The sequence below is a fragment of the Shewanella sp. CG12_big_fil_rev_8_21_14_0_65_47_15 genome (genome assembly GCF_002783505.1).
GTDB lineage: Bacteria > Pseudomonadota > Gammaproteobacteria > Enterobacterales > Shewanellaceae > Shewanella.
Genome location: NZ_PFGL01000072.1, coordinates 1 through 16,681, shown reverse-complemented (window position 1 = coordinate 16,681; position 16,681 = coordinate 1). Strand labels below are relative to the sequence as shown.

The 16,681-nt window shown below is 46.5% G+C and carries 13 protein-coding genes; 11 read left to right on the top strand and 2 right to left on the bottom strand.

Annotation, left to right across the window (positions count from 1 at the left end):
- Positions 1–164 precede the first annotated feature (164 nt).
- From aspS to COW15_RS20560, 10 genes are all read left to right on the top strand, one after another.
- Positions 165–1,943, top strand: a complete 1,779-nt coding sequence (gene aspS, locus COW15_RS20605; RefSeq protein ID WP_293635647.1) for an aspartate--tRNA ligase — start codon at positions 165–167, stop codon at positions 1,941–1,943.
- 177 nt (positions 1,944–2,120) lie between these two features.
- Entirely contained in the window at positions 2,121–2,867 is a 747-nt protein-coding gene (locus tag COW15_RS20600; protein ID WP_293635645.1) for a YebC/PmpR family DNA-binding transcriptional regulator, read from the top strand.
- Between the two features lie 67 nt (positions 2,868–2,934).
- A complete protein-coding gene (gene ruvC / locus COW15_RS20595; protein ID WP_293635643.1) occupies positions 2,935–3,456 on the top strand; it encodes a crossover junction endodeoxyribonuclease RuvC in 522 nt (173 codons plus the stop codon).
- Positions 3,453–4,070: a Holliday junction branch migration protein RuvA gene (gene ruvA, locus COW15_RS20590; RefSeq protein ID WP_293635699.1), complete on the top strand. Its 618-nt coding sequence runs from the start codon at positions 3,453–3,455 to the stop codon at positions 4,068–4,070. The genes ruvC and ruvA overlap by 4 nt, the downstream gene beginning before the upstream one ends.
- 100 nt (positions 4,071–4,170) lie before the next feature.
- Positions 4,171–5,175 (top strand): Holliday junction branch migration DNA helicase RuvB, encoded by a 1,005-nt coding sequence (ruvB, locus tag COW15_RS20585; protein ID WP_293635641.1) that lies wholly within the window; start codon positions 4,171–4,173, stop codon positions 5,173–5,175.
- Positions 5,176–5,990: 815 nt separating this feature from the next.
- Positions 5,991–8,507: a TonB-dependent receptor gene (locus COW15_RS20580; protein WP_293635639.1), complete on the top strand. Its 2,517-nt coding sequence runs from the start codon at positions 5,991–5,993 to the stop codon at positions 8,505–8,507.
- 209 nt (positions 8,508–8,716) lie between these two features.
- Positions 8,717–9,394, top strand: a complete 678-nt coding sequence (locus COW15_RS20575) for a response regulator transcription factor (protein WP_293635638.1) — start codon at positions 8,717–8,719, stop codon at positions 9,392–9,394.
- Positions 9,395–9,575: 181 nt separating this feature from the next.
- Entirely contained in the window at positions 9,576–10,703 is a 1,128-nt protein-coding gene (locus tag COW15_RS20570) for a M14-type cytosolic carboxypeptidase (protein ID WP_293635637.1), read from the top strand.
- 13 nt (positions 10,704–10,716) lie between these two features.
- Complete coding sequence (locus COW15_RS20565; RefSeq protein WP_293635636.1) at positions 10,717–11,034, top strand: zinc ribbon domain-containing protein; 318 nt, start codon at positions 10,717–10,719, stop codon at positions 11,032–11,034.
- On the top strand, positions 11,031–11,312 hold the full coding sequence (locus COW15_RS20560) for a DUF1315 family protein (RefSeq protein ID WP_198780064.1): 282 nt from the start codon (positions 11,031–11,033) through the stop codon (positions 11,310–11,312). Before COW15_RS20565 ends, COW15_RS20560 begins: the two co-directional genes overlap by 4 nt.
- Before the next feature lie 69 nt (positions 11,313–11,381).
- On the opposite strand, the gene ansA is transcribed toward COW15_RS20560, so the two are convergent.
- Together ansA and sppA are read right to left on the bottom strand one after the other, a co-directional pair.
- Entirely contained in the window at positions 11,382–12,395 is a 1,014-nt protein-coding gene (ansA, locus tag COW15_RS20555) for an asparaginase (protein ID WP_293635632.1), read from the bottom strand.
- 119 nt (positions 12,396–12,514) lie between these two features.
- Positions 12,515–14,359, bottom strand: coding sequence for a signal peptide peptidase SppA (gene sppA, locus COW15_RS20550; RefSeq protein WP_293635630.1), 1,845 nt, complete (start codon positions 14,357–14,359; stop codon positions 12,515–12,517).
- 165 nt (positions 14,360–14,524) lie between these two features.
- On the opposite strand from sppA, the gene COW15_RS20545 reads away from it, so the two are divergent.
- Positions 14,525–16,543: an NADPH-dependent 2,4-dienoyl-CoA reductase gene (locus tag COW15_RS20545; RefSeq protein WP_293635628.1), complete on the top strand. Its 2,019-nt coding sequence runs from the start codon at positions 14,525–14,527 to the stop codon at positions 16,541–16,543.
- Positions 16,544–16,681: the final 138 nt, after the last annotated feature.

Here is a 16,681-nt window from a genome sequence, read left to right as displayed (position 1 = left end):
CGCCGACAGTGCGTTCGCTACTAGTCAAGGGCGTAAAACTGTTTGATACTTCACCGCCTAAGAGTGAAGTACTTTGGTAATCGGCATTATTTGACTATAATGCCGCTTTTATCTCGTTTTGATTATTTCCAAAGCACCGGTTTCCGGATAAAGGATAGAGTTAGATGCGCAGTCATTATTGTGGAGACGTCAATAAGTCTCACGTTGGACAAGAAGTTACCTTGGTAGGTTGGGTTAATCGTAGCCGTGATTTGGGTGGCGTGGTCTTTTTAGATTTAAGAGACAGAGAAGGTCTGGTCCAAGTGGTTTACGATCCAGATTTACCTGAGGTCTTTAATGTTGCCAGTACGCTGCGCGCCGAGTTTTGTGTTCAGGTAAAAGGTCTCGTTCGTGCCCGTCCTGACAGCCAAGTCAATGGTCAAATGAAGACGGGTGAGATTGAAGTCTTAGGTAAAGCACTGACCATTATCAATGCCGCCGATCCGCTGCCACTGAGTATGGATAACTACCAGAACAACAGTGAAGAACAGCGTCTTAAGTACCGTTATTTAGATTTACGTCGCCCTGAAATGGCGCAGCGTTTGATGTTCCGCGCTAAGGTGACCAGTGCCGTGCGTCGTTTCCTCGACTCAAACGGCTTCTTAGATATTGAGACGCCAATTCTGACCAAGGCAACCCCAGAAGGTGCCCGCGATTATTTAGTGCCAAGCCGCACTTATAAAGGTCAGTTCTTTGCCCTGCCACAGTCGCCACAGCTATTTAAACAGTTGCTGATGATGTCAGGCTTTGACCGTTATTATCAAATCGTAAAATGCTTCCGTGACGAAGATTTACGTGCCGATCGTCAGCCAGAATTCACCCAAATCGATATCGAAACCTCATTTATGACGTCCGAGCAAGTGATGGCGAAGACCGAAGAAATGATGCGTGGCCTGTTCCTTGAGATGCTGAACGTCGATTTAGGTGAGTTCCCACGCATGACCTACAACGAAGCCATGCGTCGTTTCGGTTCAGATAAGCCTGATTTACGTAACCCATTAGAGCTGGTGGACATTGCCGATTTACTCAAAGGAGTGGAATTTGCCGTATTCTCAGGCCCAGCCAACGATGAAGAAGGCCGAGTTGCAGCACTGCGTATTCCGGGCGGCGCGGCACTGTCACGTAAGCAAATTGATGATTACACTAAGTTTGTTGGCATCTATGGTGCTAAAGGCTTAGCCTGGATGAAGATTAATGACCTAAGCCTTGGCTTAGAGGGCATTCAATCGCCTGTGCTTAAGTTCTTGAATGAGAGCATTGTTAACGAAATTATTAGCCGTACTGGCGCGCAAACCGGCGACATTATCCTGTTTGGTGCAGATCAGGCGACTGTGGTTGCCGAGTCTATGGGCGCACTGCGTCTGAAAGCGGGTGAAGATTTTAATTTACTCCAAGGTGAATGGCGTCCACTGTGGGTCGTTGACTTCCCCATGTTTGAGAAGATCAACGGCAGCTTCCACGCGGTTCACCATCCGTTCACCGCGCCGCGCGGCGTAACCGCAGCAGAACTTGAAGCCAATCCAGCAAATCGCGTTTCCGATGCCTACGATATGGTGTTAAATGGCTGCGAATTAGGCGGTGGTTCGGTGCGTATCCACAACCAAGAAATGCAGTCTGCGGTATTCCGTATTCTGGGTATTACCGACGATGAAGCCAAAGAGAAGTTCGGCTTCCTGTTAGAAGCACTGCGTTATGGCACACCACCGCATGCGGGCTTAGCGTTTGGTCTAGACCGTATCATCATGTTGATGACCAAAGCGACGTCGATCCGTGATGTGATGGCTTTCCCCAAAACCACCACGGCCGCGTGTCCGCTGACCAATGCCCCCGGTTTTGCTAATCCACAGCAACTTGCTGAATTAGGGATTGCGGTAGTAGAAAAAGCCGTTAAAACGGAAGCATAGTTTTTAGCTTGTTTTTTTTCAGAAACCGAGGCGTTAGCCTCGGTTTATTTTATCATTTCGTCATTTCATTTCTTATCAATATCTTGTGTTATCGAAGCCTAATGGGACCTTTGTCAGTCAGTGAGATATTCGGCTATTGATAAGATGTGCAATGGCTATGACTAGAGGAGATTTCCCATGGCAGGTCATAGTAAGTGGGCCAATATTAAACATCGCAAAGCGGCACAGGATGCCAAACGCGGTAAGCTGTTTACTAAATTTATCCGAGAGTTAACGGTTGCCGCCCGTGAAGGTGGCTCAGATCCCGATTCCAACCCACGCCTGCGTGTCGCCATCGATAAGGCGCTTGGCGGCAATATGACTCGCGATACGGTGGAGCGCGCGATTAAGCGCGGCGCCGGTGAGTTAGACGGTCAACAACTCGAAACCATTATCTACGAAGGTTATGGCCCCGGTGGCACCGCTGTGATGGTCGAGACCATGACGGATAACCGCAACCGTACCGTGAGTGGCGTGCGTAATGCGTTTAGTAAATCCGGTGGCAATTTAGGCACAGATGGTTCAGTGTCTTATCTGTTTACCAAACGCGGCGTGCTTTCCTACGCGGCGGGAACCGATGAAGATGCATTAATGGATGCGGCCCTTGAGGCGGGCGCCGAGGATGTGGTGAGTTATGATGATGGTGCTATCGATGTGTTTACCGATCCTAATGAATTTTACGCGGTGAAAGATGCCCTCGATGGGGCGGGTTTTAGCAGTGAGAATGCGGAAATTTCGATGATCGCCTCGACCAAGGCTGAACTTGATGCCGACACCGCGGAGAAATTTATGCGTCTTATCGATACACTCGAGGAGCATGATGATGTGCAAGAGGTGTATCACAATGCCGAGATTTCCGATGAGGTTATGGCAAGCTTAGGTTAATCCCGCCCATGTGACATGTTAGCATTGGCTCACATTGGTATTTTTTCTGTCCAATATAAGGCAAATAATGGCAATTATTTTAGGTGTTGACCCAGGTTCACGGATCACTGGTTACGGCGTGATCCAGTGCCAGGGACGACACCAAATTTATTTAGGCAGTGGTTGTATTCGTACATCGGGTGAAGAATTACCCCAAAAGCTCAAGCAAATTTTTGATGGAATAAGCGAAATTATTCGCCAATATCAACCGGATGAATTTGCCATCGAGCGGGTGTTTTTGGCAAAGAATGCCGACTCGGCGTTAAAGCTAGGCCAGGCAAGGGGCGCGGCTATCGTTGCCGCTACCGTGGCAAATTTGCCCGTGGCAGAATACAGTGCCACCCAAATTAAAAGTGCAGTGGTGGGAACGGGCCGGGCGAAGAAAGAGCAAGTACAACACATGATCCAACAGTTGCTGAAATTGCCCGCCGCACCCCAAGCGGACGCTGCCGATGCACTTGGGGTGGCGGTATGTCATTATCACACCAGTCAGAGTCTGGTGGCATTAAGTGGCCGAGCAACGGCGAGAACATACGGACGGTACAGATGATAGGTCGTTTACGTGGCGTGTTAGTTGAAAAACAAGCACCTGAAATATTGATTGATGTCAATGGTGTGGGTTACGAGTTGCAAATGCCCCTGACCAGTTTTTACGAATTACCTGAAATTAACCATGAGGCGGTGATCTACACTCACTTTGTGGTGCGCGAAGATGCCCAGCTACTCTACGGTTTTATCACTAAGCAGGAGCGGGCATTATTCCGCTTATTGATCAAGACCAATGGTGTTGGGCCTAAATTGGCGTTAACCATTCTTTCTGGCATGACGGCATCGGAGTTTGTCGGCTGTGTTGAGCGTGATGATATAGTGACGCTTGTAAAATTACCGGGAGTAGGTAAGAAGACGGCCGAGCGTTTATTAGTGGAAATGCGCGATAAGCTCAAGAGCTTGATGGAAGCCTCCGCAGGTTCAGAGCGTGAGTTCGTGCTGCAGTCAAATTATTCTCCTGCACCGACAGTTAATAGCGCCGAAGAAGATGCTATTTCAGCTTTGATTTCGCTCGGTTATAAACCACCGCAGGCGAGCAAATCAGTCGCTGCAGCCTACAAAGAGGGCATGGATCCAGAGACGTTAATTAAGGCTGCTCTTAAGTCGATGCTTTGACTAAGCTTGCCATCATAGGTATGCCACCATAGTGATGGCATATTTCTGGGCTATTGTTCCATAACCGCCATATTGTCGATCTGGTAATAGGAAAATGTAGATGATTGAGGCAGATAGACTTATTCAGCCACAGTTACAGGCGCAAGATGATGTTATCGATAGGGCAATGCGACCTAAATTGCTCGATGAATACACGGGGCAAGATGACACACGGGCACAGCTGAAGGTGTTTATTCAAGCGGCGAAGAATCGTAACGAAGCCTTAGATCATATGTTGATCTACGGCCCGCCTGGACTCGGAAAAACCACCTTGGCCATGATTGTCGCCAATGAAATGGGGGTCAATATCAAGTCGACCTCGGGCCCTGTGCTTGAAAAAGCCGGAGATCTGGCGGCGCTGCTCACCAATCTTGAGTCCGGTGATGTGCTATTTATCGATGAGATCCATCGCTTAAGTCCTGTGGTGGAGGAAATCTTATATCCTGCGATGGAAGACTATCAGTTGGATATTATGATCGGCGAGGGACCTGCAGCACGCTCAATTAAGTTGGACCTACCGCCTTTTACCTTAGTGGGTGCGACCACGCGGGCAGGAGCTTTGACTTCACCGCTGCGGGCACGTTTCGGTATTCCACTGCGATTAGAGTTCTATAATATCAAAGATCTCAGCACGATTGTGACACGTTCTGCGCAGGTGATGGGATTGGAAATTGATAAACAAGGTGCATTGGAAATCGCTAAACGATCCCGTGGAACGCCTAGAATTGCCAACCGTCTACTTCGCCGGGTGCGGGATTATGCCGAGGTACAACACGATGGTGCTGTGACCCAATATGTGGCGGAACAAGCACTGGATTTGCTGGATGTAGATAACGAAGGTTTCGATTATATGGACCGCAAGCTGTTATTGGCCATTATCGATAAGTTTATGGGCGGCCCCGTGGGATTAGATAACTTAGCCGCCGCCATTGGTGAAGAACGTGAAACCATTGAAGATGTGCTAGAGCCTTTCCTTATTCAGCAGGGATTTATTCAGCGTACACCCCGTGGTCGAATCGCTACGGCGCGTGCTTATCAACACTTTGAACTCATAAAACCAACATAACGACAATGTATTATTTCTAAATGGCGGCCTAGGTCGCCATTTTTTTGCCTTAAATTCTAGGGTGACGTTGCGATAGCAAACTTGCTTATTGAAATGTTTTTAATATTCCAACCCAGCAGCAATCCTAATTAACATTTATTAATGAAATGTTATGAAAATGAAATAAGTTTAATCTTATAAGCAAGTATTTTAAAAGAGTTGTGCAGTTGATTTATTGACGTTTATTTATTGCTCACAATCAGATTGAAATTTAAGCATTTCAATTCGTTATTTTTAAATCTGTCATGCTGTTTAATTTGAATCCTAATTGTTAATCACTTGTTTATCGCACTCTTGTGGTGCATAAAAATTACAAACTATTCAATTTGTATCATTTTCGCGCCGATTTTTTCCTTTGTAAGTATGACCTTCTCGGGGTGTGGGTATTTTTGTATGCATAAACCCCTCATAAATAATCGACATTATGTGTTGCGGACTCTATATCTTTAAACTTAAAAAGTGTGACATATGTCACATTTCTGAAGTCTTTATATGTTTATCGAATGTTATGTTATTAACAGTTTTAATCACTGGTATTGTGGTTTTTTGATGGTTTAAGAATCTGCAAAGGATTATTTATTGGCATTTAGATTTCAGTTGAAACCATCTATTAACAATACACCCGGAATTCCATAACAATAAAATTGTTTAGGTTAAAAAATTGAGCGTTGACGGAATTAAAGTGAATCCTCAGTATCAAGCGCAACACTCGTACAGCAATAGTTGTACAAGCTGTAAGCATAAAAATAATAGTAAGATCTAGGGAGCATTCATTCATGATCAAAAGAACCAAAGTAGCATCAGCTATTAACTTAGCTATCGTTACCTCTATCACTGCGGGTGTATTTGTGACTTCAAGTGCCTTTGCAGCCGAAGAGACTGCAAAAGTTGAACGTATTGAAGTGACAGGTTCACGTATTCAGCGCCAAGATATGGAAACAGCTTCTCCTGTTACCGTGATTGATGCTGCAGCGATTAAAGCCGAAGGTTTTACTTCTGTTGACCAAATGCTGCAAGTTCAAACCTCTATGGCAGGGGCTGCCATTGGTTCGACCACAAACAACGGCGCAGATGGTGTTGCGCAAGTTGACCTACGTGGTATGGGCTCACAACGCACACTCGTATTATTAAACGGTCGTCGTATGGTGAACTCAGGTTCAGGTGCCGACAGTTCAGTGGATTTGAACTCTATCCCTGTAGCTATGATTGCCCGTGTTGAAATTCTGAAAGATGGCGCTTCTGCGGTTTACGGCTCTGATGCGATTGCAGGCGTAGTGAACATTATCACTAAGAAAGATTTTGAAGGTTTCCAATTCGACTTTAACGGTAGCGGTACCGACAAGGGCGATGGTCAAAGCGGTGATGTCAGTGCGCTATACGGTTTTAATACCGATGGTGGTAACTATACATTCGGTGCGGCGTACTCTGACCGTCGTGGTGTGATCCAAGGTGACCGTAGCTGGACTGAACCTGGTGCAAGCTCATTTATCCCTGAAGGTACTTTAGGTGGTAAAGTTCAAGATGCTAACGGTAATTGGGTGCCTCGCTCATACGGCTATGACTTTACCCAAGACAGTTATTATCAAACGCCAAGCGAACGCCGTAGTTTATTCGCGAATATGACACAAGAGTTAGGCAATGATGTGGTATTAACTGCTGACGCTATTTATACCAACCGCCGTTCAAATCAGCAGATGGCTGCACAACCTGCTGATATTATGCTAAATGTATGTGGCGCTGCCGGTGTTCCTGCTGGTGCTCCTTGTGTGACATTAGACAGTGACATGATTGCCGCTGGCATTAAAGCGGACGAAAAAGGTCTAGTTAACTACCGTCGTCGTACTAACGATGTGGGTCCTCGTATTTATACTCAGGATACTGACACTTGGCGTTTATCTGGTGGTTTAGCGGGCACTTTAGATGTTCATACTGGTATGAACTGGGATGTGACTTATACCTATGGTAAAAACCAAGCGAAGACTGCGGTAGAAAACTCTATCAACGCTTCGGATATGGCCACATCTATCTATGCAGACCCAGATGCTTGGTTTAGTGGTGATCCATTAACTCAGCAAATGATCAACGACATTAGTTACACCGAAGATGCTAAAGGCGGTAACGAGCAGCAAACCTTGTCTGCTGGTTTAAATGGTGAACTATTCGATCTGAGCGCAGGAGCCGTAGGTTTTGCGATTGGTGCTGAATACCGCCGTGAAAGTGGTTTCTACACACCAGATGAAGTGGTTATTGCCGGTGAGAGTACATCGGCTCAACAAGATCCTACTGATGGTAACTACAACGTTATTTCTATTTTCCAAGAAGTGAGCGTACCTTTCACTGAAAAATTAACCGGTGAATTCGCGCTACGCCTAGATGATTACTCGACTTTTGGTAAAGCAACCACTTGGAAAATTGGTTTAACTTATGCGGCAACCGATGATTTGATGCTTCGTACTGTGGCGGCGACAGGCTTCCGTGCACCTAGCGTAAGTGAACTCTACGGTGGTAACTCAGGTTCATACGATTACTTAGACGATCCATGGGGTAATGCTCAAGATCCACAGATTCTTGTGAATCGTACCTCTGATCCAGATCTGCAACCTGAAGAATCAGAGTCTTATACTGCTGGTTTAGTATACTCACCAAGCTATGTTGACGGTATGTCTGTTACCTTAGACTACTGGCGTTTCAAAGTAGATAATGCGATTGCTCGTATGGACACGCAAGCTGGTTTAGATGCCTGTTATGCCGGTGATGCAACAGCCTGTGAAACCTTTAACATTGGTCCAAATGGTAATTTAGATAACCTTACCAACGCGCTAACCAACGTAGGTACACAGGACACAAGTGGTATCGATTTTAACTTAGCCTATAGCTTTGAAGGCCTAGGGTTAGATTGGAAAATCAATAACGATACCACTTATTTAGTGAACTTTGAGCAAGATGGTGAAGATTATACTGGTACTATTGATGGTAACTTCGGAGCCTATGCTCGCGTTCGTAACAACTTCAGTATCTCTGCAGGTCAGGACGACTGGAGCGTAATGTACTTCAACCGTTATATTGGTGAGATGACAGATCTGGCCGAAGGTACTGACGTTGATTCAATTCTGTACCATAACATTTCTGGCACTTATCATATCAATGACATGACCAGCGTAAGCTTAGGGGTGAAGAACTTCACTGACGAGAAACCAGTTACCGTTTCTAACGGTAGCGATGGCGGTACAGTTCCTGAAGTTTACGACACTATCGGCCGTACCATTTATGGTGGTGTGACTGTTAAGTTCTAATAAGTTTCAGTCAACTGACTGAACTTGAAAAAAGCGCCCTAGGGCGCTTTTTTTATGGGACAAAAAGGGGCTGAGGCTCTATTTTGCCGATGAAGCTGTAACTAAGATCACAATTTAGCAGAAACTTATTTTTACCCTTGTATTAAGACTAGAGTGATCATTATAGTCATGTTAATATAAATGATATCGATTCTCGTTTGGATATTAGAATGAGTAAAATACTGCTGGTTGATGATGATCCCTTATTCAGAACTTGGTTATCTGATGCTCTGATGGCACAAGGTCATTTAGTGGAATGTGCCGTTAACGGCCTTGAGGGGCTTTCAGGCATTCGTGCTTTTAATCCCGACATCATCATGCTCGACTTAGTCATGCCGCAGATGAATGGCTTTGATCTGTTAAAGGCAAGGGAATGTTCAACCCCTGTCATCATGATCTCGGCGCGGGATAGTGAGGATGACCGCATTAGAGGTTATGAATTAGGCGCCGATGACTATCTCTGTAAACCCTTTAGTATTAAAGAACTTATTGTTCGGTTGCATGCACTCGAACGCCGAATATTCGCCCATTCAAAGGCATCGCATGTTGAGCCGACAGTAGTGAGTGCGGTGAGTTTTAATGAGTCTAGCTACCGGATCACAATCGGACACCGTACAGTGGATTTAACTCAAACAGAGTTTAGATTGTTTAAATATTTATTCGAGCGAAAGGGGCAAGTGATCACTAAGCAGGAGCTACAACGTTCTGTATTGCAAAAAGATCTGGGCCGCTTTGACCGTAACTTAGATATGCATATCAGCAACACGAGGCGCAAACTCGCCAACACCAGTTTACCACGTAATTTAATTAATACCGTGCGCGGGCAGGGTTACAGTTTTACGGTCTGAGTGATATCACTTCGCCGCTTAGCCCTAGCTGGTCAATAAAAGGCCGACTGATTTAGCCTTTGCCGAATTTTACGGCTTTCGTTTTCCCCTGATGCGCTTTTGGTTTATTCTATCGGCCATAAAATAAGATGTGCCGAGTGCCATCGAGTGCCCTTACTTGAATAACCTATTAGGAATTATTATGCGGATCAGTGCCAATTTTGATGGCGGAAATATCCAAGTCGTCAACCTTGATAATAAAGACGATATCCAACTCGCCATTCGCCCCGATGTGGGCGGTGAGTTTTATCAATGGTTTAATTTTCGATTTGAAGGTGAAGTGGGTAATCAATACACCTTAAATATTATTAATGCAGGCACGGCATCTTATCCTAAGGGTTGGCAGGACTATCAGGCCGTTGCGAGTTACGATCGCCAGCATTGGTTCCGAGTGCCGACACAGTACCAAGATGGCACACTCAGCATTAGCTTAGAGCTGGATTGTGATGCGATTCAAATCGCTTACTTTGCGCCATACAGCTATGAGCGTCACTTGGACTTGCTTAGCAGTGCCCAATTACACCCAGATGTGACTTTAGAGCACTTAGGCCTGACCTTAGATGGCCGTGATATTACCTTAATGAAAGTCGGTAATGGCGATGATGCTAAACGTAATATTTGGATCACCGCCAGACAACATCCCGGTGAGACCATGGCCGAGTGGCTAGTCGAAGGTTTAGTGAATCGCTTACTCGATAATGATTGCCCAACTGCTAAGGCGCTGCTGGATAAAGCAAACTTCTATATAGTGCCAAATATGAACCCCGATGGCAGTGTCAGAGGCCATCTACGGACCAATGCCATCGGCATTAACCTTAATCGCGAATGGCAAAACCCAAGCTTAGAAAAAAGCCCCGAGGTTTACCATGTCGTCAATAAGATGCAGCAAACGGGCGTGGATTTATTTTACGATGTGCACGGGGATGAAGGTTTACCCTATGTGTTTCTCGCTGGGTGTGAAGGCGTGCCCGCTTACAGTGAGAGATTGGCGCAACTGCAAACCGATTTTAGTCAAGCTTTGACCCTTGCCAGCGCCGATTTCCAAACCGAGTTTGGTTATGCCAAAGATGAGCCCGGCCAAGCGAATTTGACCGTGGCTTCTAATTGGGTAGCGCAAACCTTCGAGTGTTTATCGAACACGCTGGAAATGCCATTTAAAGACAATAACAACCTAGCGGATCCCTTCGTTGGCTGGTCACCTGAGCGCAGCAGCTATTTAGGTGAAGCCTCGTTAATCGCCATGCTGGCCGTTGTTGATAAGCTGAGATAGGTGAGAGGCGAATATGGCATTAATTGAATGTCCAGTGTGTCGCAAACGTATGTCGAGCAAGGCCTCATCCTGTCCCTATTGTCAGGCAAAAACCGACGGGGATAATGGGTCTCTCGCCCGCATTAGCCATATACAAAAATCCAGCAGCTTAATGAATCAAAGCTTTGTTGCTATGACGTTATTTATTGCTGGGGTGGTGATTTGGTTTTGGGGTGGTGAACCCGCCGAAGGCCTGCGGGCGAATATTGCCGGAGTGTGTTTTGTGTTCGGTTTTGTGGGTTATCTTATCACGCGCGTAAGAATCGTATTGCATAAGCGGAAAAGTGTATGACAGACATTAATCAAGTAATCGACCAAATGCCCCTCGAAGTCTACGAAAGGCTGCGCAGTGCCGCCGAGTTAGGCAAGTGGGAAGATGGTAGTGTATTGAGTGAGGCCCAGCGTGAGTCTACGCTGCAAGTGGTGATGATGTATCAAGCACGAAAGCTCGATCAGACAGAACATTTCACTATTGCTGCGGGTGGTAAAATAAATGAGCTATCAAAAGCGGAATTGAAAAAGCAATTTCGTGGTGAATCGATAGCCGAGTTTAAAGCGGAAGAACTGTAAAGCGAGCGTGAACAATGAAAAAGCCCATGTAAATGGGCTTTTTTACTTTTAAATACAAATGGTAAGCTATTAATCAGGGCTTAACTCACCGACTAAATTTTGCAGCATAGAGGCTTTGATTTCGCTCGGTTGTAGATTTTTAGAGAGCAAATAATGCAACTTGGCCAGGGCCGCTTCTATGGTCATATCGGCGCCGCTAATCACTCCCGCCTTGGCCAATGCATTACCCGTCGCATAGCCGCCCATATTGACTTTGCCTTGGAAACATTGGGTGAGGTTCACTAACACTATCCCGCGTTCATCCGCTTGTTTAAGGGTTTTCAGTAACGCGGCATCCTGTGGTGCATTACCCACACCAAAGGTCAGTAATATCAGTGCCTTAACCGGCTGCTGGAGAATATTTTCGAAAATCTGAGTCGAGATCCCAGGATAGAGAGTCACAACCCCCACAGGTTGTGGACTGATATTAGCCACTTCCAAGGGTTTATCGCTGGGGACGGCGATTTTGCCAGCACGTAGGTTAATTTTAATGCCCGCTTCGAGCAGCAGAGGGAAGTTAGGCGAAGCAAAGGCATCGAACCCATCGGCGTGGGCTTTAGTCGAACGATTCCCGCGGAACAATTTGTTATTAAAGAATAAACAGACTTCTGCTACCGGATAATTGGCGGCGATATACAGGGAGTTTAACAGATTGGTCTGACCATCCGAGCGCAACTGGGCGAGGGGAATTTGTGAGCCAGTGACTATCACGGGTTTCGATAAATTCTGCAGCATAAACGACAGGGCCGAAGCTGTGTACGCCATAGTATCTGTGCCGTGGAGGATCACAAAACCATCATAGTCTTCATAATTAGCTTTTATATCGTCGGCAATCATCTGCCAGTCCGTTGGTGCCATGTTCGATGAATCGATTAATGGACAGTATTCATGGATCACGAATGAGGGCATTTCATCATGGTAAAACTCGGGCATAGATTGTACGCACTGCGTTAGAAATCCTGCGACGGGGACAAAACCGTTGCCGGTTTTTTGCATTCCGATAGTGCCGCCTGTATAGGCGACGTAAATGGAGCGTTTAGTCATTCTTATGGTTATCTTAGCTTCACGTGGGGTAATTATACGATTTAACAGGCATAAACCCAATAAAAAAGCCCGAAGGTTCGGGCTTTTATCTTAATGTCTTTTGGGCTCAATTAAAGGGATCAATTGAGCGCGCAGTTGTCGCAATAAACATAAACATGGTTTGGATCGTTAAATGATGTGATGGTTTTTAAACTGCCCGTCCACTGTGCCAACATTTGCTCGAGCACCGAAGACTGGCTCAGTGAAGCGGGCAAATAACTCGACACTGAGGCAAACATCTGCTGTATAAATTGCTGTTCAGGGGTTAATTCCTGTTCAATAATTCGGGTATCGAACAGGGTTAGATCCGCCAATTTTGCTGCCTTGGCAATGGCTTGATCTAAGTCGCCGAGTTCATCGACTAACCCGAGTTCTAGTGCTTTTTTACCACTCCAAACACGGCCCTGGGCGATTGTATCAACTTGCTCTAACGTCATTTTACGTTCTTTGGCTACCAATGAGATAAAGTCTAAATACCCACGCTCTATATGGCGCTGGATCACGGCTTCAATTTGTGGTGACAGGGTACGGGTAACCGATAATCCGGCCCACTCCGACGTCGATACGCCATCGGTGTGCACACCCAGGCTTGCGAGGGAATCCTCAAAAGTGGTGATCATACCGAAGATCCCAATGGACCCTGTCAGTGTGGTTGGCGTGGCGAAGATATAATCTGCGCTGGCCGAAATCCAATAGCCACCGGAGGCGGCAAGGCTGCCCATGCTCACTACGACAGGTTTGCCCGCGGCTTTTAACGCGAGTAATTCTTGTCGGATCTGCTCAGAGGCAAAGGCGCTGCCACCAGGGCTATCGACCCGTAGGACAAGCGCCTTAATATGCTTATCGAATCTGGCCTTACGTAGTAACTCCGTTGTGCTGTCTCCGCCAATCTGCCCTGCGGGTTGGCTGCCGTTTAAGATAGTGCCGCTCGCCACAATAATGCCAACGCTGTCCTGTTCGACAAAGTCAGGTAGTGGGGTCACTAAGGTTAAATAGTCATAGAAGTTGACTTGCTTGAAGCTATCACCGCTTTTGGCTTTACCAACGCTTTCAAGCATGGTCTTACGGAATTCTTCGTCGGTGGCGAGTGAATCGACCCACTTCATATTGACCGCCATGGCGGCGGAATTACCCTGGGCCTTATCGAGCTCGCTAAGATAGGTTTGTGCATTCAGAGTAAGGCTATTGGCGTCGATATTGCGATTCGAGGCTACCGTTTGCGTGTAGCTTTGCCAAATGTCCGAGAGTAATACATTGCTGGCTTCCTTCGCGGCATCGGACATGTCGTCACGCATATAGGGCTCGACCGCCGATTTAAAGGTGCCAACTCGGAAAATATGTGCCTTGACTTTGAGTTTTTCGAGTGCCGATTTGAAATACAAACTATAGAGACTTAGGCCATCGAGGGAGACTGCACCTTGGGGATTGAGGTAAACCGTATCGGCAAAACTGGCCAGAAAATACTGGTTTTGCTCATAGTAATGACCAATGGCCACGATTTTTTTGCCGCTTTCTTTAAAACGCTTAAGGGCATCACCTATGGATTGCAGTTTGCTTATCCCGGCACGTTTTAGATCGGCCAAATCGAGCACTATGGTGCTGATCCTATCGTCCTGTGCAGCATTATCAATCACATATAACACGTCTGCTAATAGGATTTCACCATCGGCACTGCCGCTATTGCCTTGTTTTAGGGCCGCCTCAATCGGATCAACTTGTTGTTTTTGATCGACAATGCTCCCTGCAAGGTTGAGCACCAGTGCCGAATTGTTTTCGACTTGAATATCTTCACTGCTGCTAATGGCGACCACAATAATGGCTAAAATGCCAAAAAAGATTAAATTGAGGACAAGCTTGCGGGTCCCGTTAAGGATATTCCAGATAAATAAGCATATTCTCTTGAAAAACGATGGGTTAGCGGACATCTGCCACTCCTTTATAAGTCCAATAGGCTAATGCTAACTGAAAATGCCGCCGCAGGCTAAACACAATTGTAAAGGTTTTTAACTTTCAGCGGCTAACCAACGGTTGAGCTTAGATTTGACTCAAGGTATGCTCATTTAAATCACTTGTTTAAAAAGGATGTTTGAATGTCGTTTCCCCATTTATTAGAACCCTTAGATCTGGGATTTACCCAGCTCAAAAACCGCGTGCTTATGGGCTCAATGCACACGGGCTTGGAAGAAGAAAAGGGCGGGTTTGAGAAACTGGCAGCGTTTTATAAAGAGCGCGCTTTAGGCGGCGTGGGCCTGATAGTCACTGGCGGAATATCCCCTAATCTTCGCGGTAGATTAACTCCCCATGCTTGTCAGTTAAGTTTCCCTTGGCAAGTGGGTAAACATCGAATCATTACCCAAGCGGTGCATGGGGCTGGCGGTAAGATCTGTATGCAAATTTTGCATGCGGGCCGATACGGTTATCATCCTTTTTCACAGGCGCCGAGCAAGATTAAATCGCCGATCACCCCTTTTACCCCCTCGGCTATGTCTAGCCGTCAAGTACGCTCGACCATTAAGGATTATGCCAACTCTGCCGCGCTTGCGAAAAAAGCGGGTTATGATGGTGTCGAAGTCATGGGCTCTGAAGGGTATTTGATCAATCAGTTTGTCAGTGCGCGCACTAATACCCGCAGCGATGAATGGGGCGGTGTGTTTGAACAAAGGGCTAAATTCCCGATTGAGATAGTTAACGCCATTCGTGCCAAAGTGGGTAAGGATTTTATTATTATCTTTCGCCTCTCTATGCTCGATTTAGTCGATAATGGCTCAACCTGGGATGAAGTGGTGCAATTGGCACAGTGGCTAGAGCAGGCGGGCGTGTCAATTATTAACACTGGCATTGGTTGGCATGAGGCTAGGGTGCCAACGATTGCAACCAGTGTGCCCCGTGGCGCCTTTGCCTGGGTGACCGAAAAGCTTAAAAAATCGGTTTCTGTACCGTTAATTGCCACAAACCGCATTAATACCCCAGAGATTGGCGAACAAATCATTGCCTCAGGCCAAGCGGATATGGTGTCGATGGCACGGCCTTTCCTTGCCGATCCTGAGTTCGTTAATAAAGCTGCGGCAAATACGCCAGAGCTGATTAACACCTGTATCGGCTGTAATCAGGCGTGTCTTGACCATACTTTTTCCCTCAAGCGCGCGACCTGCTTAGTGAATCCTCGCGCCTGCTATGAAACAGAAATTAATTTTTTGCAGGCAGATCAGAAGAAGCGTATTGCGGTGATGGGCGCAGGCCCAGCTGGGATGGCATTTTCGGTCTATGCGGCGATGCGCGGCCATGAGGTAGTGCTTTTTGAGGCGAAATCCGAGGTGGGCGGTCAGTTTAATCTGGCTCGTAAAATCCCAGGAAAAGAAGAGTTTAACGAGACTATTCGTTATTTTATCAACCAAATTAAGCTGCATAAAATCGATCTGCGGTTAAATACTCGCCTCGATGCTAGCGTGTTGGCGACTGAAAAGTTTGATGAAGTGGTGATAGCGTCAGGGGTGGTCCCGCGGGATTTAGTGCTGCCCGGTTTTGATGATCCACGGGTGGTCGATTATCAAAAAGTGCTCTCGGGTGAGGTGAATATTGGCCAGACAGTCGCACTGATCGGCGCCGGTGGGATCGGTTTTGATATGGCCCACTATTTATGTGAAAGTCAGTCGAGCAGTCTTAATCCCGATAAATGGCTAAAGCAGTGGGGCATAGATAAAACCTACCAACATGCGGGCGGACTGACAGAACCTCAGGCTGACAATAGCCTTCATCGTAAGGTGTATTTACTGCAACGTAAAACCTCGAAGATGGGCAAAGGGTTAGGTAAAACGACGGGATGGATCCATCGCCTTGTGCTCAAGCAGCATAATGTGAAGATGAAAATCGGTGTGAGCTATGACAAGTTTGATGATGCGGGTTTGCATATTCGTGTGGGTGACACGAGTGAAGTGTTGGTCGTCGACAATGTTGTCCTCTGTGCAGGCCAAGAATCCAATCGCACTCTGGTGGATGAGATGAAAGCTTCTGGATTACCTGTACATCTGATCGGCGGCGTGGATGTCGCCGCAGAGCTTGATGCCAAACGTGCCATTCGCCAAGGAGCCGAACTGGCGATGCGTTTATAGTTCTTAAGTCACTTGAATACCGTAAAAAGCCTGAATCAAACTCAGGCTTTTTTTATTCTTCAAGGTTTAATACCAATCGTATTAAATATCTGTTCATTCAGCGGGAGTTCAACGCGCTTTAGACAAGGCGAAGGCTTG

Bases quoted from the DNA above. Each gene is read 5' to 3' on its own strand.
- aspS (WP_293635647.1), top strand. From the start codon at position 165: ATGCGCAGTCATTATTGTGGAGACGTCAATAAGTCTCACGTTGGACAA.
- COW15_RS20600 (WP_293635645.1), top strand. From the start codon at position 2,121: ATGGCAGGTCATAGTAAGTGGGCCAATATTAAACATCGCAAAGCGGCA.
- ruvC (WP_293635643.1), top strand. From the start codon at position 2,935: ATGGCAATTATTTTAGGTGTTGACCCAGGTTCACGGATCACTGGTTAC.
- ruvA (WP_293635699.1), top strand. From the start codon at position 3,453: ATGATAGGTCGTTTACGTGGCGTGTTAGTTGAAAAACAAGCACCTGAA.
- ruvB (WP_293635641.1), top strand. From the start codon at position 4,171: ATGATTGAGGCAGATAGACTTATTCAGCCACAGTTACAGGCGCAAGAT.
- COW15_RS20580 (WP_293635639.1), top strand. From the start codon at position 5,991: ATGATCAAAAGAACCAAAGTAGCATCAGCTATTAACTTAGCTATCGTT.
- COW15_RS20575 (WP_293635638.1), top strand. From the start codon at position 8,717: ATGAGTAAAATACTGCTGGTTGATGATGATCCCTTATTCAGAACTTGG.
- COW15_RS20570 (WP_293635637.1), top strand. From the start codon at position 9,576: ATGCGGATCAGTGCCAATTTTGATGGCGGAAATATCCAAGTCGTCAAC.
- COW15_RS20565 (WP_293635636.1), top strand. From the start codon at position 10,717: ATGGCATTAATTGAATGTCCAGTGTGTCGCAAACGTATGTCGAGCAAG.
- COW15_RS20560 (WP_198780064.1), top strand. From the start codon at position 11,031: ATGACAGACATTAATCAAGTAATCGACCAAATGCCCCTCGAAGTCTAC.
- ansA (WP_293635632.1), bottom strand. From the start codon at position 12,395: ATGACTAAACGCTCCATTTACGTCGCCTATACAGGCGGCACTATCGGA.
- sppA (WP_293635630.1), bottom strand. From the start codon at position 14,359: ATGTCCGCTAACCCATCGTTTTTCAAGAGAATATGCTTATTTATCTGG.
- COW15_RS20545 (WP_293635628.1), top strand. From the start codon at position 14,525: ATGTCGTTTCCCCATTTATTAGAACCCTTAGATCTGGGATTTACCCAG.